Annotated in this window: 20 protein-coding genes; 10 read left to right on the plus strand and 10 right to left on the minus strand. The window is 72.4% G+C overall.

Annotated features, from left to right (window positions below):
- The first annotated feature begins 271 nt into the window (after positions 1–271).
- Together ACJ73U_RS37715 and ACJ73U_RS37720 are read left to right on the plus strand one after the other, a co-directional pair.
- The gene (locus ACJ73U_RS37715; RefSeq protein ID WP_407782556.1) at positions 272–4,057 is read left to right on the plus strand and encodes a hypothetical protein; all 3,786 of its coding nucleotides are present in this window, start codon (positions 272–274) and stop codon (positions 4,055–4,057) included.
- Positions 4,058–4,071: 14 nt separating this feature from the next.
- Positions 4,072–4,299 carry a hypothetical protein gene (locus tag ACJ73U_RS37720; protein ID WP_407782557.1) on the plus strand — a complete coding sequence of 76 codons (228 nt, stop codon included), beginning with the start codon at positions 4,072–4,074 and terminating at the stop codon, positions 4,297–4,299.
- Between the two features lie 123 nt (positions 4,300–4,422).
- On the opposite strand, the gene ACJ73U_RS37725 is transcribed toward ACJ73U_RS37720, so the two are convergent.
- Positions 4,423–5,529, minus strand: a complete 1,107-nt coding sequence (locus ACJ73U_RS37725; protein WP_407782558.1) for an RICIN domain-containing protein — start codon at positions 5,527–5,529, stop codon at positions 4,423–4,425.
- Positions 5,530–5,742: 213 nt separating this feature from the next.
- Here ACJ73U_RS37725 and ACJ73U_RS37730 point away from each other — a divergent pair, with 213 nt between their 5' ends.
- The gene (locus ACJ73U_RS37730) at positions 5,743–7,116 is read left to right on the plus strand and encodes a M20/M25/M40 family metallo-hydrolase (protein WP_407782559.1); all 1,374 of its coding nucleotides are present in this window, start codon (positions 5,743–5,745) and stop codon (positions 7,114–7,116) included.
- 85 nt (positions 7,117–7,201) lie between these two features.
- Here ACJ73U_RS37730 and ACJ73U_RS37735 read toward each other — a convergent pair whose 3' ends face one another.
- The gene (locus ACJ73U_RS37735; protein WP_407782560.1) at positions 7,202–7,555 is read right to left on the minus strand and encodes a DUF2267 domain-containing protein; all 354 of its coding nucleotides are present in this window, start codon (positions 7,553–7,555) and stop codon (positions 7,202–7,204) included.
- Positions 7,552–8,091 carry a hypothetical protein gene (locus tag ACJ73U_RS37740; RefSeq protein WP_407782561.1) on the minus strand — a complete coding sequence of 180 codons (540 nt, stop codon included), beginning with the start codon at positions 8,089–8,091 and terminating at the stop codon, positions 7,552–7,554. The genes ACJ73U_RS37735 and ACJ73U_RS37740 overlap by 4 nt, the downstream gene beginning before the upstream one ends.
- Before the next feature lie 127 nt (positions 8,092–8,218).
- Between ACJ73U_RS37740 and ACJ73U_RS37745 the strand changes: the two genes are divergently transcribed.
- Positions 8,219–8,377, plus strand: a complete 159-nt coding sequence (locus ACJ73U_RS37745; protein WP_407782562.1) for a hypothetical protein — start codon at positions 8,219–8,221, stop codon at positions 8,375–8,377.
- 54 nt (positions 8,378–8,431) lie between these two features.
- Here the strand turns inward: ACJ73U_RS37745 and ACJ73U_RS37750 are convergent, their stop codons facing one another.
- The 4 genes from ACJ73U_RS37750 to ACJ73U_RS37765 form a co-directional block, all read right to left on the minus strand.
- Complete coding sequence (locus ACJ73U_RS37750; RefSeq protein ID WP_407782563.1) at positions 8,432–9,226, minus strand: alpha/beta fold hydrolase; 795 nt, start codon at positions 9,224–9,226, stop codon at positions 8,432–8,434.
- Positions 9,219–9,818 carry a hemerythrin domain-containing protein gene (locus tag ACJ73U_RS37755; protein ID WP_407782564.1) on the minus strand — a complete coding sequence of 200 codons (600 nt, stop codon included), beginning with the start codon at positions 9,816–9,818 and terminating at the stop codon, positions 9,219–9,221. Before ACJ73U_RS37755 ends, ACJ73U_RS37750 begins: the two co-directional genes overlap by 8 nt.
- Before the next feature lie 61 nt (positions 9,819–9,879).
- Complete coding sequence (locus ACJ73U_RS37760; protein WP_407782565.1) at positions 9,880–11,055, minus strand: zinc-dependent alcohol dehydrogenase; 1,176 nt, start codon at positions 11,053–11,055, stop codon at positions 9,880–9,882.
- Positions 11,052–11,495, minus strand: coding sequence for a hypothetical protein (locus ACJ73U_RS37765; protein ID WP_407782566.1), 444 nt, complete (start codon positions 11,493–11,495; stop codon positions 11,052–11,054). The genes ACJ73U_RS37760 and ACJ73U_RS37765 overlap by 4 nt, the downstream gene beginning before the upstream one ends.
- 169 nt (positions 11,496–11,664) lie before the next feature.
- On the opposite strand from ACJ73U_RS37765, the gene ACJ73U_RS37770 reads away from it, so the two are divergent.
- The 3 genes from ACJ73U_RS37770 to ACJ73U_RS37780 all read left to right on the plus strand — a co-directional run bounded on the left by ACJ73U_RS37770 (position 11,665) and on the right by ACJ73U_RS37780 (position 14,429).
- Positions 11,665–11,865, plus strand: coding sequence for a hypothetical protein (locus tag ACJ73U_RS37770; protein ID WP_407782567.1), 201 nt, complete (start codon positions 11,665–11,667; stop codon positions 11,863–11,865).
- Between the two features lie 204 nt (positions 11,866–12,069).
- Positions 12,070–13,443: a cytochrome ubiquinol oxidase subunit I gene (locus tag ACJ73U_RS37775; protein ID WP_407782568.1), complete on the plus strand. Its 1,374-nt coding sequence runs from the start codon at positions 12,070–12,072 to the stop codon at positions 13,441–13,443.
- Positions 13,440–14,429 carry a cytochrome d ubiquinol oxidase subunit II gene (locus ACJ73U_RS37780; RefSeq protein ID WP_407782569.1) on the plus strand — a complete coding sequence of 330 codons (990 nt, stop codon included), beginning with the start codon at positions 13,440–13,442 and terminating at the stop codon, positions 14,427–14,429. The genes ACJ73U_RS37775 and ACJ73U_RS37780 overlap by 4 nt, the downstream gene beginning before the upstream one ends.
- Here the strand turns inward: ACJ73U_RS37780 and ACJ73U_RS37785 are convergent.
- Positions 14,387–14,911 carry a DUF6292 family protein gene (locus tag ACJ73U_RS37785; RefSeq protein ID WP_407782570.1) on the minus strand — a complete coding sequence of 175 codons (525 nt, stop codon included), beginning with the start codon at positions 14,909–14,911 and terminating at the stop codon, positions 14,387–14,389. The genes ACJ73U_RS37780 and ACJ73U_RS37785 overlap by 43 nt on opposite strands.
- A gap of 157 nt (positions 14,912–15,068) precedes the next feature.
- Complete coding sequence (locus ACJ73U_RS37790) at positions 15,069–16,886, minus strand: DUF4157 domain-containing protein (protein ID WP_407782571.1); 1,818 nt, start codon at positions 16,884–16,886, stop codon at positions 15,069–15,071.
- A 186-nt stretch (positions 16,887–17,072) separates the two neighbouring features.
- On the opposite strand from ACJ73U_RS37790, the gene ACJ73U_RS37795 reads away from it, so the two are divergent.
- Positions 17,073–17,234: a hypothetical protein gene (locus ACJ73U_RS37795; RefSeq protein ID WP_407782572.1), complete on the plus strand. Its 162-nt coding sequence runs from the start codon at positions 17,073–17,075 to the stop codon at positions 17,232–17,234.
- Positions 17,235–17,295: 61 nt separating this feature from the next.
- Here the strand turns inward: ACJ73U_RS37795 and ACJ73U_RS37800 are convergent, their stop codons facing one another.
- On the minus strand, positions 17,296–18,561 hold the full coding sequence (locus tag ACJ73U_RS37800) for a sulfite oxidase (protein ID WP_407782573.1): 1,266 nt from the start codon (positions 18,559–18,561) through the stop codon (positions 17,296–17,298).
- A gap of 298 nt (positions 18,562–18,859) precedes the next feature.
- On the opposite strand from ACJ73U_RS37800, the gene ACJ73U_RS37805 reads away from it, so the two are divergent.
- Positions 18,860–19,738 (plus strand): ABC transporter permease, encoded by an 879-nt coding sequence (locus tag ACJ73U_RS37805; protein WP_407782612.1) that lies wholly within the window; start codon positions 18,860–18,862, stop codon positions 19,736–19,738.
- Entirely contained in the window at positions 19,738–20,733 is a 996-nt protein-coding gene (locus tag ACJ73U_RS37810; RefSeq protein WP_407782574.1) for an ABC transporter permease, read from the plus strand. Before ACJ73U_RS37805 ends, ACJ73U_RS37810 begins: the two co-directional genes overlap by 1 nt.
- Positions 20,734–20,740 lie beyond the last annotated feature (7 nt).

Here is a 20,740-nt window from a genome sequence, read left to right on the forward strand (position 1 = left end):
CCGGCCGACCCCCCACGGACAGCTCGAGCGGACCGAGCACGCGCAGGCGCACCGCGTCGTGCTCCGTGGTCAGGCCGGCCCCCGGTCTCTCCAACGAATTCCTCGACAACGCTCTCCTCCCACCCGCGGCTCACGGAACGTGAGTGCGACTCCTGCCTCCCTCGGCCCGGTGCCACCGTGTCTACCGGTCGCGCGTTGTTCGGGATCGGGTTGGTGGACGGTGAACAAACTTCGCTGAACAATGGGCCGGCAGCCGAGGGGGGTGGTGCCGGTGCCACGTCGTGAACGTCCGTTGGCGTCGGAGGACACGGCGCTGCTGCGGTTCGCGGCGGATCTGCGGCGGCTGCGGGAGAAGGCGGGCAACCCGACCTACCGGGAGCTGAGCAGGCGCGTCCACTACTCGCCGGCGACGCTCTCGGAGGCCGCAGGCGGCCGCAAGCTGCCCACGCTTCCGGTCACCATGGCCTACGTGACCGCCTGCGGCGGCGAGCCGGTCGACTGGCAGGAGCGGTGGCGCGAGGTCATCACGGAGCTGGGCGAGATCGACGACGGCCCCGGCGAGGACACCGGCCGACCGGCGCCCTACGTCGGGTTGGCCGCGTTCGAGCCAGCCGACGCGGACCGGTTCTTCGGTCGGGACGAGGTCGTCGAGGACCTGCTGGCGCGACTGCGCGCGCGTCGTCTCGTCGGGGTGTTCGGGGCGTCCGGCTCCGGGAAGTCCTCCGTGCTGCGGGCCGGTCTCGTGGCCCGCAGCAGGGCCGGGGACCTGGTGGCGGGCCGGGGGCCGCGACCGACCCTGTTGTTCACCCCGGGGCCGCATCCACTGGAGGAATGCGCCGTCCAGCTCGCGTCCCTCACCGCGACGTCGGTGGCGACGCTGCGGGACGAGTTGGCCGCCGACCCGGAGAGCCTGCACCTGCGGGTGCGCGCGGCGCTGGCCGAGCGGCCGGCCGACGTCGACCTCGTCCTGGTGATCGACCAGTTCGAGGAGGTGTACACGCTGTGCGCCGACAGCGCCGAACGCGAGCGGTTCGTGGCGGCCCTGGTGTTCGCCGCGACGACGCCGACCAGCAGGGTCAGGGTGGTCCTCGGGGTGCGGGCGGACTTCTACGGCCACTGCGGTCAGCACCCCGAGCTCGTCGCGGCCCTGCGCGACGCACAGATCCTCATCGGCGCCATGTCCACCGACGAGCTGAGGGCAGCCGTCACCGGCCCGGCGGCCGCCGCGGGTGCGATGGTGGAGACCACGCTGGTGACCAGGCTGGTCGCGGACGCCGGCGGGCAGCCGGGAGCGCTGCCGTTGCTCTCGCACGCGCTGCTGGAGACCTGGCGGCGCCGGCGCGGCGCGACCCTCACCCTCGTGGGCTACGAGGCGGCCGGGGGCATGCGCCACGCCATCGCCCGCAGCGCCGAGCACGTCCACACCACCCTGACCGCCGCCCAGCAGGCGGTCGCGAAGCAGATCTTCCTGCGGCTGACCGCCCTGGGTGACGCGACCGACGACACGAAACGCCGGATCAGCCGCCGGGAGCTGGACGACGACCCGGACACCCGCGTGGTGCTGGAGCGGCTGACCCACGCGCGGCTGGTCGTCGTGGACGGCAACAGCGTCGACGTCGCCCACGAGGCCCTCATCCGCTGCTGGCCGCGGCTGCGCGGCTGGCTCGCCGAGGACCGCGAGGGCCTGGGGATCCACCGCCAGCTCACCGACGCCACGCACGCCTGGGAGGCCCTCGACCGCGACCCGGGTGCTCTCTACCGGGGCGCCCGCCTCGCCGTCGCCACCGACTGGGCCGCCACCCACGACACCGCGCTCACCACGCGCGAACGGGACTTCCTCGCGGCCAGCAGCGCGGCGCAGTCCGACGAGCTCACCACCGCCCGGCGCCACACCCGCCGGCTACGGCGACTCGTCGCGCTGCTGGCCACCCTGCTGCTCGTGGCCGGCACCGCCACCGTGCTGGCCGTGCGCGCCCGGGGCAGCGCCAGCGAGGAACGCAACGTCGCCGTCGCACGCAAGACCGTCAGCGACGCGGTCGCGTTGCGCGCCACCAACCCCGCTCTCGCCGTCCAGCTCAGCCTCGCCGCCTACCGCCTCGCTCCCGAGCGGGACACCCGGGACAACCTGCTCGACACCTCCGCCGTCCCCTACGTCACCCGGCTCACCGGGCACACCGGCACCGTCGCCTCGGCGGCGTTTCGCCCCGACGGCCGCACGCTGGCCACCGCCAGCGCCGACCGGACCGTGCGGCTGTGGGACGTGGCCGACCGCGGCCGGCCGCTGGCGACCCTCACCGGGCACACCGACGCGGTCTACTCGGTGACGTTCAGCCCCGACGGCCACACCCTCGCCACCGCCAGCGCCGACCGGACCGTGCGGCTGTGGGACGTCACCGACGTGCGGCATCCCCACGCGCTGGTCACCCTCACCGGCGGCACCGACGCGGTCTACTCGGTGACGTTCAGTCCCGACGGCCACACCCTCGCCACGGCCGGCGCCGACCGGACCGCACGCCTGTGGGACCTCGCGGACGTCCACCACCCCGCGGCGCTGGCCACGCTCACCGGCCACACCGACACCGTCTGGCAGGCGGTGTTCAGCCCGGACGGCCGCACCCTCGCCACCGCCTCCTGGGACCACACCGCCCGCCTGTGGGACGTGTCGCACCCCTCGCACGCGCAGGGGCTGCCCGCGCTCGCCGGCGACACCACCCCGCGCTACCCCCAGACCGGACCCGGCGCGGTCAGCGCGGTGGCCACGCTGACGGGTCACACCAACCTGGTCTACGGGCTGGCGTTCAGCCCCGACGGCCGCACCCTCGCCACCGCCGGCGTGGACAAGACGGCACGGCTGTGGGACGTCTCCGACCCCCACCGCCCCGGGGAGCTGATCACCCTCACCGGCCACACCAACGCGATCTACGCGCTGGCATTCAGCCGGGACGGGCGGACCCTGGCCACCGGCGGCGAGGACCACACGACCCGGTTGTGGGACGTGTCCGACATCGTGCCGATGGGCGGCACGGGTGCGGTCTACACGCTGGCGTTCAGCGGGAACGGCCACCTCCTGGCCACCGCCGGCGAGGACCGCACCACCCGGCTGTGGGACATGACCGACGCCGGCCACCCCCACCAGGTCACCGCCCTGCCCGCCGACAACCCGGTCGAGGCCGTGGCGTTCCGGCCGGACGGCCGCGTGCTGGCGACCACCAGCAGCGACCGGAAGGCCACCACGGTGACGCTGTGGGACGTGGCGGATCCGGGCAACCCGCACCGGCTCGCCTCCGTGGCCGCCGACTTCGACGGCGACCAGCGGCTGCTGTTCAGTCCGGACGGCCGACTCCTCGTCGTCGCCGGCGCCGACGCGACGGGGCGGACGGCGATGACGCAGCTCTGGGACGTGGACCAGCCGCGCCGGCCACGCACGCTCGCCACGCTGACCGGCGACCGCGAGGACTACGTCTGGTCCGCCGCGTTGAGCCCGGACGGCCGCACGCTGGTCACCGTCGGCAGGGACCACCGCTCGCAGATCTGGGACGTGTCCGAGCCACGCCACCCGCGCAAGGCGGCCATTCTCACCGGGCACACGGACTTCGTCACCGGAGTGGCGTTCAGCCCCGACGGCCACACCCTCGCCACCGGGAGCGGCGACCGGACCGTGCGCCTGTGGGACCTGTCCGACATCCGGCGCCCGCGCGCTCTCGCCAGGCTGACCGGGCACGCCGACGGGGTCTACTCGGTGGCGTTCAGCCCCGACGGCCGCACGCTGGCCAGTGCGGGCGCCGACAAGACCGTGCGGCTGTGGTCCGTGGCCGACGTCCGGCACCCGTACGAGGAGGCGACCCTCACCGGCCACACCGACTCGATCAACTTCCTGGCGTTCGGCCCCGACGGGCGCACGGTGGCCACCGCCAGCTCGGACCACACCGTCCGGTTCTGGGACACCGACGTCGAGCGGGTCGCCACCCGTACCTGTGCCACCGCCTACCCCCGCATCACGCCGGCGGAGTGGAGCCGGTACTTCCCCGGCCTGGACTACACCCCGCCCTGCCGGTAGCGGTGCGCACCGACATGCCGGCGTACCCGGCCGTGCTGCGCGAGGTGGCCAGGGTGCTGCGGTCCGGCGGGGTCTTCGTGCACGTCGGGGTCCACCCGTGCTTCCGCGGCGGGTTCGCCGACCACAGCGACCCGGACGCGGTGGTCACCCTCGAGGACGGCACCGAGGGCGGCACGCCGGTCCCGATCGTGCCGGCGGTGCGCACCCGCGGACACGGCGAGGGTGGTGCGGGCACGACCTGATCACGCCGTCAGGCGACGCGGAACTCGTTTCCCTCGGTGTCGTGCATGACAACGTGCTCGAGGACCGTTCTTGGTCGTCCCCCGAGGACTGGTCGTCTTCGGCTACGGCACCGTGAGGAAGAGTCAGCGCGCCGCCCAGCGTTGGGCGCCCGTGTTGTTGCACTCGTAGAGCTGCACCAGGGTGCCGTTCGCCGTGCCGCTGGCCGCGACGTCGAGGCATTTGCCGGAGCCCGTGCCGATGACGGACCCGTTGGTGGCGAAGGTGAAGCGCTGCGCGGTCGTGCCGTTGCACGTCCAGATCTGGATCTTGGTGCCGTTGGCGGTGCCGTTGCCGTCGACGTCGAGACAGCGGTCGCCGTAGACGCGCAGCTCGCCGGCCGCCGTGCGGGTCCACTGCTGGTTCACCCCGCCGTGGCAGTCCCAGATGTGGACCTGCGCGCCGGGGGTGGTGCTGACGCCCGAGACGTCCAGGCAGCGGTTCGACTGGGGGTTCACCAGCGCCACGGCGGTACCGACCGGCGGCAGCGCGGGGGTGAGGCTCGTCGGCACCGACTGCAGCGCCGAGTACCACCGCGCGCCCATCTTGTCGTAGCCGGTGGCGGTGGGGTGCACGCCGTCGGCGAGGTCGGCGGTGGTGACCGCCGAGTGCATGTCGACCAGGTGGGTCAGCGGACCCTTCTGCGCGACCACGCCGGGGAGCGCCGCGTTGTAGGCGTCGACGCGCGCCTCCAGCGTGGGGTCGCTCTCCGGCGTGATCTGTGCGACGAACAGCTCCACGGTCGGCGCGGTGGCCCGGATCTTGTCGATGAGCGCGGACAGGCGCGCCGGGGCGTTCGCGACGTCGTAGTTCTGGTTCATGTCGTTGGTGCCGATGTGCAGCAGGATCGTGCGCGGTGCGTAGGTCTGCAGCCAGCCGACGATGTTCGCGTCGAGCTGGTCGATGCGCCAGCCCGAGTGCCCCTCGTGGTCGTGGTCGCCGAGCGTGCTCGGACCGTTGAAGCCCGAGCCCACGAAGTCGACCGTGTACGCGCCGCCCGCCAGCCGCTGCCACAGGTTGATCCGGTAGCCGCCGGGAACGTTGTAGCCGTCGGTGATGGAGTCGCCGAGCGGCATGACACGCACCCCGCCGTTCGACTCCGCCGGCGCCTGCGCGGCCCCGGCAACGGTCATGCCGACCGCGAGAACCACGCCAAGTGCGGCGACACCCAGCCGCCGGAGGGTCCACTGCATGCCTGATCTCCTCGCCGTCGAGTTGCCAGGTTTCCGCCTCATCAGGAAATCGGTGAGGAGTTGGCGGTGTCAAGGCGTGCGCGTGATCTTGGGCCATGTGCCCGGCGCGTTTCGGCTGGACAGGCGCGGGTATCGCCTGGTTCCCGGTGCGACGGAGGAGGAGACGATGACTGGTTCGCGTTGGTACGGGTGCGGCGGCACGAGGAGCGAGCGGTGACCGGCCGCGTGCACAGCTACCTGGCACAGCACCGCGAACAGCTCGTCGACCAGCTCACCGGGTGGGTGCGCCTGCGTTCGGTGGCGGGCACACCGGAGCACGAGGTGGACGTGGTCCGCTCGGCCAACTGGCTCGCCGCGAACCTGCGCGACACCGGGTTCCCCACCGTCGAGGTGTGGGAGGGGAACGTCGTGTACGCCGAGTGGTGTGCGGCCCCGGACGCCCCGACCGTGCTGGTCTACAGCCACCACGACGTGCGGGCCGCGAAGGACGAGCAGTGGGAGCAGACGCCGCCGTTCGAGCCGGCCGTGCGTGACCGGCACCTCTACGGCCGGGGCGCTTCGGACGCCAAGGGGCAGGTCCTCGCCCACGTCTGGGGTGTCCGCGCGCACCTGGCGGCGGCCGACCGCGAGGCGCCTGCGGTGAACCTGAAGGTCCTGGTGGAGGGCGAGGAGGAGATCGGCTCGCCGAGCCTGGCCGGCCTGCTGGACGCCAACCGCGCGCGGCTGGGCGCCGATCTGGTCGTCTTCTCCGACACCCTGCTGTGGCGGGCCGACCACCCGGCGGTCTGCACGAGCGTGCGCGGGGTGCTCAACGCGCACCTGGAGGTGAAGGGCCCCCGGCGCGACATGCACAGCGGCGCCGTGTCGGGCACGGCACCCAACCCCGCCACCGAGCTGTGCCGGCTGCTGGGGCGGCTGCACGACGACAAGGGGCGGGTCACCCTGCCCGGGTTCTACGACCTCGTGGCGGAACCGTCGGAACGCGTGCGGGCGGACCTGGCCGCGCTGCCGTTCGACGAGGAGGACTGGCTGGCCCGGTCGGAGACCCGCGGCCTGGGCGGCGAGCAGGACTACACCCCCCTGGAACGGCTGTGGGTACGCCCTACCGTCGAGGTGCAGAGCCTCATCGCCGGCGACCCGATCGGCCCGTCGCGGGGCGCGATACCGTCGGTCGCCACGGCCGACCTGAGCATCCGCACGGTGCCCGACCAGAAGATCGCGGAGATCGGCGAGCAGCTGCGGAGCTGGGTCGCCGACCGCATCGACGACCGCCTCGACCACGAGCTCACGCTGTCCGACCAGACGGCCCAGGAGCCGTACCACACCCCGGAGGACCACCCGGCACTCGACGCCCTCGCCGCCGCCATGCACGACGGCTTCGGCACGCCGGTGGGCCGGATGGGCAACGCGGGAGGCGGCCCCGCCGAGCTGCTCGCCCGGACGCTGGACGCGCCCGTGGTGTTCTTCGGCACCGGCCTGCCCGAGGACCGCTGGCACGACAGCGACGAGCGGGTGAACATCGACGTGCTGCTCGCCGGCGCGGCCACCCTGGCGCACCTGTGGTCCCGGCTCGCGGATGGCCACTAGCGTTCGCGGCCGAAGAGTCCGTGCCGGACCTCGCGGTCCGGCACGGACCGCACCACGCGCCGACCGCCGCGGTGCCGGGTGCGGGTCAGGGCACGAGCACCGCGCGGAGGTCGGGTGGGAGGTCGACGAGCCCCGGTTCCGCCTCGTCGAGGGCGGCGAGCACCACCTGGGTGAGGTGCCGGGCCTGCCGCGGCGCGGTGTCCAGCTGCCGGGCCACGTCGCGGAGTACCTCCTGGCCGTCCGGGGACTCGACGTCGGCCAGGGTGGTGGCCGCGTAGCGGGCCGTGTCGGGTAGGGACGTCGCCAGCCGTTCCCGTGCCTCGTTGTGCAGGTGGCGGGCGACGGCGCCGGTGACCGCGGAGATCGCGGCGCGGGCGGTGTCGGCGTCCACGTCGGCACGTCGGCGCACCACCTCGACCAGGTCGTCGTGGTTGATCACGGCGCGCTCCCGGTGGAGGGGGTGCCCTGCCAGCCGTGCGGTTTGAGCTGCTCGTCCGCCGGGGACGGGTGCCGGTGGAGCAGACCGTCCTCGCACTCGGCGTACTGGCCGGTGTCGGTCAGGGGTGGGGAGTAGGCGTGCACGGTGACCGTCGGGCCGGCGGCGGGTTCCGGACGCATGCGGTGGATGAACGTGGGATCGAACCGGAAGCTCTCCCCCGCCGGTACCGCGGTGCCCACCGGCCGGTCGCCGAGCCGGAGGTGCTCGTGGCGGATCGTCCCCTTCACCACGTACACCGCGCCGTTCGACGTGGTGTGGTCGTGGTAACCGGTGTCGTGCTCGTCGGCCATCCACGAGATGGCCCACACGCCCAGGTGCTCGTTGGTGAACACGTCGCAGTACGTGCGCTCGGCCGTGGTCCTGCGCAGGTCATCCTCCCACAGCGACGACTGCTCACCGACGGCGATCGCGATCTTCTCCAGTTCCGCCGGGGTTAACTCCTGGTCCGGCGGGTCGAACGGCAGCGAGGGATTCATGAACCGGTAACTACCCGGGTGATCGCCGAGAAAACTCGTCCGGGTGACTCGCGCGGTGGTTCGTCGACCTTCAGCCGGGTAGCCCGACCGCCTGCCGTAGACCGCCTGCCGTAGAAGGGAGATCGCCATGACCGAACCCGAGCGCGCGGAGGACCAGGACGTCGAACGGGGCGCGGCGGAGGAGAACGCCGACGCGCCACTGGACGACATGGAGCGCGAGGTCTCCAGGCCGCCCGAGGAGCGCTGGCCCGAACACCAGGGCCGCGAGTCGGAGTCGTCTCGCTGAGTACCCGAGGCGCTTCCGGTCGCGCGGGCGAGCGCCCACGCGACCGGAAGCGGCTCATCCCCGCCGGGGCAGGCCGGTGCTCGGCAGGAGGGACCGGGTGATCCTGGCGAGGTCCTCGGGTGCGGTGTAGTTGAGGGCGTGCCCGGCGCCGGGGACCTCGACGAGTCGTCCGTGGGGCAGGAGCGCCGCGACCTCCACCGCCCACTCGTGGGACACGATCGGGTCGCGGTCACCGCGCGCGACCACGGTCGGCGTGGGCATCTGCGACAGCTTGTGCTCGACCGCGTCCGCGAGGACGTGGCGGAAGGCCGTCAGCAAGCGGCGCGGGCCGCACCGCAGGTAGTCCCCGGCGATGACCGGGACCAGGGACGGACGTTCGCGACCGACGTCCGCCAGCAGCCGAGCGAGCTGGCGCACCGGCGACCGGGCGTGCCGGTCCATCGTCGGCGCGCACAGGACGGCCGGGCCGAGCAGCTCGGGCGCGTACGTGGCGAGGTCGACCACGACCTGGCAACCCGCCGAGTTGGCCACGAACACCGCGCCACCGCGCCCGGTCGCGGCCAGCCAGTCCGCGAGCGCCAGGGACTGGCCGCGCACGCTCAGCTGGTCGGCTCGGTGTGCCGGTGTCCGGCCGAAACCGGGCAGGTCGAGCGCCACCACCTCGACCCCCGGCGCCAGTGCCCGGGCCAGTGGCCGGAAGTAGCGGTGCGAGCAGCCCAGGCCGTGCACGCACACCACCAGCTCGGAGGAGCCGGCCGGGCCGAGCGCCGCGGCGTGCACCCGCGTGCCGGCCGCGGCCGTCACCTCGTACCGGTCCCAACCACCGGCCTGATCGTGCCGCTCACTCACCCGGGCGATCGCCGAGGGCCTTGCGCACGAGGTCCTTCGTGCGGTCGAACAGCGACAGCGCCGGGCCGGCGGCGTAGTTCGCGGCCGCGGACTCGGTGCCGGGGTGCGGGTGGGTCGGCGCCACGGCCTCGGCCGCCTTCAACATGGGCACCAGCGAACGCAGCCGCTCCGCCGGCACCGACTCCCGCAGGCTCGGGAACTCGTCGACCTCCTCGTGCCGGGCGTGCGCGGTCACCTTGCCGCGGAACTGCTCGAACATCGTGTCGAACCCCTGCGCCTCCGGGCCCATCCGCTCCAGGTCCTGCAGGGTGTCCTTCGCCTCCCGCTCCTCGGCCAGGCGCAGGTCCACCATGTCCGCGCTGACGTGCCCGGACTTCTTGGCGAGCGGGTGGACCAGCTGTTCCTCCGCGGTCTCGTGCACCGCCAGCAGGCGCACGAGCCGCTCGAACGCGCTACGCCGCTGCTCTCCGGTCGAATCGGCGACCTCGGTGAACAGGTCCCGGATCGTGTGGTGCTGCTCGGTCAGGAAATCGATCGCGTCGCCGGCCGAGGTGGTCGAGGCGCCGGCGTCGTGCTCGGTGGAATTCGTCATGCGGCCGTCTACCCGTTGTTCCGCCACCCATGCCGGCGCCGGAAAAGCACGGCCGGGTCGATCACCCGCCCGGCTGGAAGACGGCGCGCACGCAGTCGTCCTCCTTGTTCTTGAACAGGTCGTAGCCCTCGGCACCCCGGTCCAGCGGCATGACGTGGGTGGCCAGGTGCGAGGTGGTCAGCTCACCCTGCGCCATCCGGTCGAGCAGCATCGGGATGTAGCGGTGGCCGTGCTGCTGCGCGGAACGCAGCGTCAGCCCCTTGTTCATCACGGCGCCCAGCGGGAACTTGTCGACCACGCCGCTGAAGACGCCGAGGACGAACACCGAGCCGCCCTTGCGGCAGGCGTGGATGGCCTCCCGCACCGCGACGGGCCGGTCGGTCTGCATCCGCAGCTGCTGCTTGACCTGGTCGTACCAGTACTGCGGGCCAGGGCTGTGCGCCTCGAGGCCGACCGCCTCGATGCACACGTCCGGACCGCGCCCACCGGTCATCTCCCGCAGCTCCGCCCCGACGTCCGTCGCGGTGTAGTCCAGTGTGTCCACATCGAACAGTCGCCGGGCCTGGGACAGGCGGTACTCGAAGCGGTCGATCACGACGACCCGCTCCGCGCCGAGCAGCTGCGCCGCCCGTGCCGCCATCTGCCCCACCGCGCCGCAGCCCCACACGGCGACCGTGTCACCCGGCCGGACCCCGCCGAGGTCGGCACCCATCCACCCCGTCGGCACGGAGTCGGAGGCGAACAGGGCGCTCTGGTCGTCCACCCCCTCCGGCACCGTGAACGCGGTGTAGTCGGCGAACGGCACCCGCACGTACTCGGCGTGGCTGCCGCGGAACCCGCCCATGGCGTGGGAGTAGCCGAAGACCGCGCCGGGATCGGCGCCCCACATGAGCTGCGTGATGCCGGGGTTGGTGTTGGAGTTGTCGCACAACGAGGTCATCCCCCGCTCGCAGTACCAGCAGCGGCCGCAGGAGATGAACGAGCAGACGACGACCCGGTCGCCGACCCGGTGGTTGCGCACGCCGGCGCCGACCTCGACCACCTCGCCCATGAACTCGTGGCCGATGACGTCACCGGACTCCATGAACGGGATGTAGCCGGAGATCAGGTGCAGGTCCGAGCCGCACACGGTGGACAGCGACACCTTCAGCACGATGTCCTCGGCGTTCTGGATCGCCGGGTCGGGCACCGTCTCCACCCCGAGCGAGTTCACTCCCTGCCAGCACAACGCTTTCACAGCCGTCCCTCCCCACCCGCGCGCCGGCTCGCCAGCTCAACGAGCCTGCCGCCCGGTCCCGGGTGCGTCGACGGCGGATCCGGCCGGAGCACGTCTCCGGTCTCCAGCAGGGACTTGGCCGCACGCAACGCCGACCGCACGTCCTGGCGCGGATCCTGCCCGGCCACCCGGGCCACCACGCCCGAGGGCCCCGGTTCACGCAGCCGTGCCGCGAGCTCCGTGCCCTTGTCCCCGCTCGCCGGCCTCACCCGGGTCTCTATCCGGTCGCCGAGCTCGACCAGCGGCGCCGGCAGACCGGCCGGGTCGACCTCGTCGAACGGACGGTTCACCGTGACCGCCAGCCAACGGTTCTCGTCCGCCCGGTGCTGCCTCGCACTCGACGCCCGGGTGGCCGCCGTGACACCGGCGGCGGCGCCGGCCAGCAGCGCCAACTTGCCCATCCTTCGCATTTTCCTCGCCCTTCAGCAGGTAGCACCGGTGCGTACCCGCCCGTACATAACGAAAACCGACCGTTGACGACCGAATCCGGTACCGACTCGGTGACGGCGGCCTAACCACCGCGTCGCCGGGTAGCCAGGGCCACAGGGGAACGGGCGACGGGAGAAAGCAATGCACGACATGGCCGACATGGATTTCCTCCACCAGCTCAGAGACGCCCATCGCGACATCGACCGCTGTCTGGACCTCCACGACCCGCGGGCATTCAGCCGGGCGAGCCAGAAACGCCAGGACCTCCTGTCCCGCCTGCGCGAACTCATCGAACACATCTCGGTGGCCGAGATCGCCGCGTGCGTCGCGAGCAGGCGGTGACCACACCTACCGGCGCCCGTTGACGAACGCTGCGGACGAGCACGCCGCGCGGGCGGCTGCCGGACCGCTCCACCCGGTCAGGTTCTTCTCCCCACCACCGCCTTCGCGGGACCTGATCGAGTGTGTCATCGCGTGCTGGCCGGGTAGCCGGGGCCGCATGGCAACCCGTTGGCGTATTTCCGGTCCGCCGATCGAGGTGCGACCGTGCTGACCGGCGGTGACCCGATCCAGCTGCTGCCGGCGCGCGAGCAGATGGCGTTCACCCTCGGCTTCCACATCATCCTGGTGCCGTTCGGCATCGCGTTCACGTTCCTGATGCTGGTGGCCAACTATCGCGGCATCCGGCACGGCGACGCCGACGCACTGCGGCTCGCGCGGCGGTGGTCGAAGGTCGCGGCGGTGCTGTTCGCCGTCGGCGCGGTGTCCGGGACCGTGCTGTCGTTCGAGCTCGGCCTGCTGTGGCCGGGGCTCATGGGGCGCTACGGCGCCGCGTACGGCATCCCGTTCGCCGTGGAGGGCATCTTCTTCTTCCTGGAAGCCATCTTCGTCTCGATCTACATCTACGGGTGGCGGCGAATGCGTCCCTGGCCGCACTTCTGGGCCGGGGTGCCGGTGCCCGTGGCGGGTCTGTTCGGCGCCATGTCGGTGGTCGCGGCGAACGGCTGGATGAACCTGCCCGGTGGGTTCACGCTCCGCGACGGCCGGGTCGTGTCCGTCGACCCGCTCGCCGTCTACTTCAACCGCGCGTTCTGGTACGAGGCGCTGCACATGTTCCTCGCCGCCTACATCGTCGCCGGGTTCACCGTGGCCGGGGTGTACGCGGTGGGCATGCTCAAGGGCCGGCGCGACGCCTACCACCGGCGCGGGTTCCTCATCGCGTTCACGACCGCCGCGGTCGTCACGCCCGCGCAGATCTTCGTCGGCGACGTCGTCAGCCGCGAGGTCTTCCACGCCGAGCCGGCGAAGTTCGCCGCCATCGAACTGGTGCCGCACACGGGCACGCACGTGCCGGAGAAGATCGGTGGCGTCCTCGTCGACGGCCGCGTCCGGTACGGGTTGGAGATCCCGGACGTCGGCTCGGTACTGGCCGGCCTCGACCCGGCGACCCGCATCCGGGGGCTCGACGCCGTCCCCGCGCGGGTGCGGCCGCCGGCCCACCTGGTGAACATGGTCCACCTGAGCTTCGACGTCATGGTCCTCACCGGTTTCGCGCTGCTGGCGCTCGCCGCGTGGTTCGGCATCGCCTGGTGGCGCCGGCGCGACCTGCCGAGGAGCCGCTGGTTCCTCCGCGCGACCGCGCTCGCCGGCGTGACCTCGGTCGTGTCGCTCGAGTGCGGGTGGATCGTGACCGAGGTCGGGCGCCAGCCGTGGATCGTCGTCGGGCACCTGCTCACGAGGGACGCGGTGACCACGTCGGGCAACATGTGGCTCTTCTTCGCGGCCGTGCTGGTCATCTACGCCGCCATCGGCACCGGCGCGGTCCTCGCGATCCGGGCGATGCGCCGCCGCTGGGCGAGCGAACCGGACGAGACCGTGACGACCCCGTACGGTCCCCGCGGGCAGGAGGTGCCGTCATGACCCTCGTGGTCGCCGCCGGCCTGCTGCTCGGCCTGGTCGCCTACGCGGTGTTCGGGGGCGCCGACTTCGGCACGGGCTTCTGGGACCTGACCGCGGGTGGCGAGGACCGGCGACGGACGTTCATCGGGCACGCCATCGGCGCGGTGTGGGAGGCCAACCACGTCTGGCTCATCTACTGCCTCGTCGTGTTGTGGACGGCGTTCCCCGGCCCGTTCGCGGCGATCATGACGACCCTGTACCTGCCGTTGGGCCTGGCCGCGCTCGGCATCGTCCTGCGGGGCAGCGGGTTCGCGTTCCGCGAGGTGGTCAGCGGCGCCGGCCAGCGCCGCCGCTACGGCGCGATCTTCGCCACCTCGTCCATCCTCACGCCGTTCTTCCTCGGCACGGTCGCCGGCGGCATCGCGTCCGGCCGGGTGCCGGCGAGCGGGCACGGCGACGCCGTCACCAGCTGGGTGAACCCCAGCTCGCTGCTCACCGGGGCGTTCGCGGTCGCGGTGTGCGCGTACCTGGCGGCGGTGTTCCTGACCGCGGACGCCCGCCGCCAGGAGACCCGGGACCTGGAGACCTGGTTCCGGCGCCGGGCCTGGGGCGCGGCCTGGGTCACCGGAGCGGTCGCGATCGCGGGGCTGCCGGTGGCACACGCCGACGCGCCGCGCCTGTTCGACCGGCTCCTCGGCGCCGCGCTGCCCGTCGCGGTCGTGTCCGTGCTCGCCGGCACCGCGGCACTGCTCCTGTTGCGCAGAGCGCGTCCCGCGCTCGTCCGCGCGCTCGCCGCGGTCGCGGTCGCCACCGTCGTGGTCGGCTGGGGCGTGGCCCAGTACCCGTACCTCCTGGGCGACCACGCGTCCGTGGCCGCGAGCGCCGCGCCCCGGGCCACCCTCGTCGCCCTCACCGTGGTCTTCGTCGCGGCCGGTGTGCTGGTCGCGCCGTCGATCGTCCTGCTCTACGTCCTGCGCCAACGAGAACGGGTGGGCACCTCGGAGTAGACCCACTCGTACGGGCGGTGACCGGCTCGCTCGACCGCCGGAAGGCCGATCGCCGGTGTCGGGGTGAGCACGGGCGTGACGTACGCGGCCAGGCGTTGCCCCAGACCGTCCACGGTGGAGGGCCGTTCGTCGGGGTCGGTGACCGGGCGAAGGTCGTGCCGCGGCTCGAAGAGCGCCCGTGCCCAGGCCGCCACGGCGGCCGGCGGCGGCAGCACGTCCGCCCCGAGACGGGCCACGACGAGCAGCTCCTCACCACCGCCGCTCTCGACCGCGGCCGACCAACCCCGGCCCTCCTCCCACAGCAACGCGACGTCACGGTTCGGGAACTGGCCGAGCCGTCCGTCCAGCGCGATGTAGGCGGAGAAGGGTTCGTCGGTCTGGACGTACGAGCACTCCCCGTGCAGGTCGAGAGCCCGGCTGACACGGCGGACGTAGTGGAGCAGCCCACGTGCCACACTGTCGTCGAAGTCCAGTTCCATCATGGCATCGCAGTCCTTTGGCGCGAAGGGGAATCACCTGGCGCCGACTGCTTGACGCAACCACCAATTACCCCTACGCGCAAGTAGCTAACCGCACCCACCCGGTCCCTGTCGATCTTTTCCGGTCAAGCACCCCCACGACAATCCACGGCCTCGACCGTCATGCCAGGCCGGGAGTGTTGATCTGGCGGTCCTGCCGGTATGACCGCTGTGCCCAGCCCGCGATCTTGTGCAGCTCGGCCTTGAGGCCGGCCCAGGTCTTCATCGAGTCCCCGATCAAGCGGATCTCCATCGGGATCACGGTCGAGCCCTCGACCTCGTGCGGGGCGATCTCCTTCATCCCGCCGAACACCCGCTGCTGGGACACCGCCTGTCCAACGCCCAAGGCCGACTGTGCGTAGGTTTCCAGCGACACCGGGTCGAGATCAGGAAGCGCGCGTTCGCCGACGTCGAAGAAGGTGGCGGCTTCTTCTCCCTTCGCCGTCACCTCGTGGAACTGGGACAGCCGCTCGATGATCTCGTCATGGTTCTCCGCCAGGTAGGTCCTGATCCGGGGGTCGAGCAGTCGGTAGGCGTCGGCCAGCCGGGAGCGGGAAAGGAAGATGGTCCAGTTCTTGGGCTGCCCCTGCGGGCTCGCGTAGCGATTTTTCTGCCCCTGTGCCACGGCGACGTAGTCCGCCATGGCGGTGATCTGCGTGTAGATGAGCTGGAGGTAGCCGTTGAGCGCCGTGGTGTCGATCGGCGACCCGATCGCCTGCGTGAACCGCGTCAACTCCGCCGCCGCGAACGGCCGCGCCTGGTCCAGTCGGTGCTGAGCGTCCGGCAGCAGAGTCGGACGGTCCTGGGCCACTCTGGCCTGCGCGTCGGCCCGGTAGAGGTCGAAGAACAGCGGCATACCGGCCAGCGGCACGCCGATGGAGTAGTGGACGAACAGGCCGTCACCCATGCCCGGCTGCCCGGCCCGCTCGGTGTAGCCCTCGCTGCTGAGGGTCACGCCCTTGGTCAGCAACCGCAGGTCCAGCCGCAGTGACGACAGGCGTGTCCCCTCGATCGCCGCGTAGAACCCGTCGCTGACCCGCTTGATCTCGTCGGTGATCCCGACCAGCTCGTCCGGCCCCGCCGCCGCGTTCGAGCCCACCACCTGGACGGCGCCGGTGACGAACTCGATGTTGGAGTAGGGGCCGCCGTCGTTCAGGCTCCGCGAGTCCGAGACGACCTTGAAGTCCGCCCTCCGGCTCTCCGCGATGTCGGTGTCGCCGGGCAGCTTGCCGCCCTTCTGGTTCTTGACCCTCTTGTCCCGCTCGGCCTCGAACCCCAACATCCGCTGGACGGGCCGCTTCCCACCGCCGCCGTCGGCGGACGACGCGGCGGGCAGGGCCGGGTGCTCGCCAGCCGGTCGGGACATCGCCCGGGTGGCGACCTGCTCCGCCTCGCGCTCGAACCGATCCGTCGGGTCCGACACGGAGAGCCCCGACCCGGTGTCGGTACCCTCCACCGGTCCACCGCGCTGCTGAACGACGTGGACCAGCTCGTGGGCGAGCGTGTGCCGATCCCCGCCGCCGTCGCCGACGACCACGTGGTTGCCCGAGGTGTAGGCCCGCGCGCCGATCTCCTCGGCCGACCGCCCCGCCGCCGGGTCGGTGTGCAACCGAACGTCGGAGAAGTCCGCGCCGAGCCTCGCCTCCATCTCGGCCCTGGTCGGCCCGTCGAGCGGTCGCCCGGACGAGCGCAGCACCTCGCGCACGGCCGACCGCTGGACGGGGTCCTCGTCGGCATCGGCCGGGTGCTCGCGGTCGCGTCGGTCGGCCAGCATCCTGGCCACGGCGGTATTGCCGATATCGCGCTGGAGCGCCAGCAATCCGGCCGGCGACGTCGACAGCGGCGGCGGCTCGGCCGCCTTCGCGTCGCCGGTCGGCCGGGCCACCCGGCCGGCGGACTCCTGCGGGTTCTCACCTTCCGGTTCGTGGCGTGCGTGCATGATCAGCTCCGTCCGTTCGAGGCAGCACACGGATGCCGCACTACCTCCCTATCCGGGGCGACCTCCCGCACACCAGGGCGGCACGGGCAAAGCCAAGGGCACGCCGACGCACGTCGGCCCGGCGTACAGGTGGATCCGTGGCCGCGGCGGCTTGTCGATCCCCGGTCCCGACCGCTGTTCTCGCGGTTGCGAAGCCCGGAGCCGGGCGACCAGCAGACCCTCGTCGGCGGTTTCCAGTCCGCCGACGGCTCCCGCTGGGGGCGACCGGTCGCCGGACCGGACCACGCCGTCCACATCACCGACGACCGGGCCGGCGCGGTCTACCGCCTGACGCCACCCGGCCGCTGACGGACCGGCGCGCCGGGAAAGGCCGGCGCGACACCGCGTCTGTCCACAGTGGACGCGGAGGTCAGGCGACGGTGACGGCGTGCCGGACCTGGGCGCCGTAGAGGTAGCCGCCGGTGTTGAACGGGACCTCGGTGGGCTGGGTGGCGCCGGTCTCGTCGGTGGCCGCGGCGATCAGCTCGTAGGTGCCCGGTTCCGGCCGCCACGGCAGCTCCCACGGCAGCCACGCCGCACCTCCCCGTTGCGCGGTGCGCGGGTGGGCCCGCCGCCAGGTCGCGCCGCCGTCGGTGCTGACCCGGACGTCACGGATGCGGCCGTTGCCGGACCAGGACCGGCCGCGCAGCAGGTGCGTGCGGCCCGCGGCGAGCGTGGCGCCCTGCCACGGCAGCTCGAACGCGCTCTTGACGTTCTGCGTGGTGACCGGGGCGCCCTCGGCCGGGTACCGCGGCCCGTACAGCCGGTACAGCTGGGTGTTGAACGGCGAGAACAGCGGGGTGTCGGCGACCTCGACGTCCCCCACCCACTTGATGTTCGCGACGCCGACCCAGGACGGCACGACCAGCCGCACCGGTGCGCCGTGGTCGGGCGGCAGCGGCTCGCCGTTCATCTCGTAGGCCAGCAGCACGTCCCGCAGCGCCTTGGCGATCGGCAGCGGGCGCCGCACGTGCCCGAGGTTCACCCCGTTGCTGACGAACTCGGCGTCCAGCCCTTCGGGCAGCACGTCGACCGCCGAGGCACGCAGCCCCGCCAGCCGCAGCACGGTCGCGAGCCGAACTCCGCGCCAGCGCGCCACACCGACCGCGCCGAGCCGCCACTGCGTGCCCGGCACCGGCGTGTTCTGCTGCGTGGCGAAGAAACTCCGCCCGTTGCCCGCGCACTCCACGAACGCCGAGACCGACACCGACGGCAGCCGGCGCAGCCGCGCCAGGCTGAACTCGACTGCGTTCTCCCGGCTCGGCGCGCCCCGCAGTCCGGCGCCGAACAGCCGCAGCCGCCACGTGTTCGGGTCGACGAGCGCCGTGGCCGTGTGGTCACGCACGAAGAACCGGTCCACCGGCGTGTGGAAACCCTGGTCCCGCATCGACTCCCAGCGCATCTCGGCGTTGCCGCCGAACACGTCGAACAACTCCGGCGGCAGCGGCTTGACGATCGGTCCCGCCGCCGCGGCGGGCACGGCCGGCACGACCGCCGACATGGCCGGCACGACGGCCAGCGCCCCGGCCACGCCGAGCGCCCGCAGCACGTCCCTGCGCCGCAGCCCGTCCGACCGCGCCCGGCCGGCCAACCACTGCGCCATGCGGATCCGGTCGTAGCTGCTCTCGTCGATCACGACCACGCTCCACTGAGGACAAAGGGATGCCAGGCACGACACCAGGAGCGTGACACGGTGACCAAGGGTGGTCAACGACGTCCAGCGCGTGAGACCTCCCGGGCAGCACCCCGGACGTCCACATCGTGGGACACTGCTTCCATGCGTTGCCCCGTCGGGCACTGAGTGTGACGCTCCATCCCGTGAACGCCGGCCTGCCTGTGGGGATGGCCGTCACCGCCCGGGTGGTGGTGTACGGCTGAACGAGCTGACCAACCCGTCGGTCGCACGGTCACTTCCGGTGGCCGTGTGGCGTGCCATGCGTGCCGACCGGTGGGCCTTCGCCGGTGCGGTCACGATCGTCGCGCTCGGTGTCGTCGCCGTGGCCGCGCCCGTGCTGGCGGCGGTCGAGGGGCAGGATCCCTACGGCTACCACAACGAGGCGCTGGATCCGGATACCGGCCTGCCCGCCGGGCCGCTGGGCGGGGTCAGCGGCACCCACTGGTTCGGCGTGGAGCCGCTGACGGGCCGGGATCTGTTCGCGATCGTCGTCCACGGCGCGCGGACCTCGTTCCTGATCGGGCTCGCGGCGACGGCGCTGGCGATGCTGCTCGGGGTGCTGATCGGGACCAGCGCGGGGTATCTCGGCGGCTGGTGGGACCGGCTGGTGCGGTGGACCGGGGACGTGATCTTCGGCTTCCCCTACCTGATCTTCATGATCGCGCTGGGCGCGGTCGCGCCGCCGAGCATTCCGCGACCGCTGCTGCTGATCGTGGTGCTCGGGTTCTTCGGCTGGCCGAAGGTCGCCCGGATCGTGCGGGCGCAGACGCTGACGCTGCGCCAGCGGAACTTCGTGCGCGTCGCGCACGTGATGGGCGCCGGTCCCCGGCACGTGTTCACCACCGAGCTGCTGCCCAACCTGTGGGCGCCGATCATCGTGGTGGCCACGCTGTCCATCCCGGAACGGATCGGGATCGAGGCGGCGCTGTCGTTCCTCGGCGTCGGCATCCCGCCGCCGACGCCGAGCTGGGGTCGGTCGATCAGCGACGCGGTCAGCTGGGTGCCGACCGACCCGATGTTCCTGATCTTCCCCGGCATCTTCCTGTTCCTCGCCACGTGCGCGTTCAACCTGCTCGGCGACGGCCTCGCCGACGCGTTGGACCCGAAGGCGGACACGAGGGGACGGGGGCGTTCGTAGTGCGGATCGCGCGGTTCGTCGCCGGCCGGCTCGCCGGCATGGTGGTGGTGTTGCTGGTCATCGCGTTCGTCACGTTCGTGGTGTTCTACCTGCTGCCCGCCGACCCGGCACGGCTGTCCTGCGGGCGGCCGTGCAGCCCGGAGTCGCTGGCCACCGCCCGCAAGTTCATGCAGTTCGACCAGCCGTGGTACCAGCAGTTCGCGAGCTTCCTCGGCGGGATCTTCACCGGCCGGACGTTCGGCAGCGGCCCGACGGCGATCCACTGCGGCGCGCCGTGTTTCGGCTACTCGTTCCAGCAGAACGAGGAGACACTGCACCTGATCGCGAGCAGGCTGCCCGTGACCGCCTCGATCGCGGTCGGTGCCGCGGTGCTGTGGCTCCTGGCCGGCGTCGGTGTCGGCGTGCTGTCGGCACTGCGGCCGGGCCGCCCGGCGGACCGGATCGCCATGATCGGCTCGGTGGCCGGGGTGTCGACGCCGGTGTTCCTCACCGGCCTCGTCGGCATCCTCGTCTTCGGCGTCACCCTGGACATGGTGCCCACACACGGGTACGTGCCGTTCGCCGAGAGCCCGGTGGACTGGGCGTGGCACCTCGTCCTGCCGTGGCTCGTGCTCGCGTTCCTGCACGCCGCGATCTACGCCCGGCTCACCAGGGGCCAGATGCTCGAGGCGCTCGGGGAGGACTACATCCGCACCGCACGGGCGAAGGGGCTCACCGAGGCCACGGTCGTGCGCCGGCACGCGCTGCGCAACGTGCTGCTGCCGGTGGTCACCGTGTTCGGCCTCGACCTCGGCGGCCTGCTCGGCGGCGCGGTGATCACCGAGCGGGTGTTCGGCATGCCCGGCGTCGGCTCGCTGATGATCGACGCGGTGCACGCGCTCGACCTGCCGCTGCTGCTGGGCTGCACCCTGTTCGGCGCACTTCTCATCGTCGTCGCGAACTTCGTCGTCGACGTGCTCTACGGCGTACTCGACCCACGGGTGCGCCTGAACTGAAGGGGAG

The sequence above is a fragment of the Actinophytocola sp. genome (assembly GCF_045807065.1).
Classification (GTDB): domain Bacteria; phylum Actinomycetota; class Actinomycetes; order Mycobacteriales; family Pseudonocardiaceae; genus Actinophytocola.

Bases quoted from the DNA above. Each gene is read 5' to 3' on its own strand.
- ACJ73U_RS37720 (WP_407782557.1), top strand. From the start codon at position 4,072: ATGCCGGCGTACCCGGCCGTGCTGCGCGAGGTGGCCAGGGTGCTGCGG.
- ACJ73U_RS37725 (WP_407782558.1), bottom strand. From the start codon at position 5,529: ATGCAGTGGACCCTCCGGCGGCTGGGTGTCGCCGCACTTGGCGTGGTT.
- ACJ73U_RS37740 (WP_407782561.1), bottom strand. From the start codon at position 8,091: ATGAATCCCTCGCTGCCGTTCGACCCGCCGGACCAGGAGTTAACCCCG.
- ACJ73U_RS37745 (WP_407782562.1), top strand. From the start codon at position 8,219: ATGACCGAACCCGAGCGCGCGGAGGACCAGGACGTCGAACGGGGCGCG.
- ACJ73U_RS37755 (WP_407782564.1), bottom strand. From the start codon at position 9,818: ATGACGAATTCCACCGAGCACGACGCCGGCGCCTCGACCACCTCGGCC.
- ACJ73U_RS37765 (WP_407782566.1), bottom strand. From the start codon at position 11,495: ATGGGCAAGTTGGCGCTGCTGGCCGGCGCCGCCGCCGGTGTCACGGCG.
- ACJ73U_RS37770 (WP_407782567.1), top strand. From the start codon at position 11,665: ATGCACGACATGGCCGACATGGATTTCCTCCACCAGCTCAGAGACGCC.
- ACJ73U_RS37780 (WP_407782569.1), top strand. From the start codon at position 13,440: ATGACCCTCGTGGTCGCCGCCGGCCTGCTGCTCGGCCTGGTCGCCTAC.
- ACJ73U_RS37785 (WP_407782570.1), bottom strand. From the start codon at position 14,911: ATGATGGAACTGGACTTCGACGACAGTGTGGCACGTGGGCTGCTCCAC.
- ACJ73U_RS37790 (WP_407782571.1), bottom strand. From the start codon at position 16,886: ATGCACGCACGCCACGAACCGGAAGGTGAGAACCCGCAGGAGTCCGCC.
- ACJ73U_RS37805 (WP_407782612.1), top strand. From the start codon at position 18,860: ATGCGTGCCGACCGGTGGGCCTTCGCCGGTGCGGTCACGATCGTCGCG.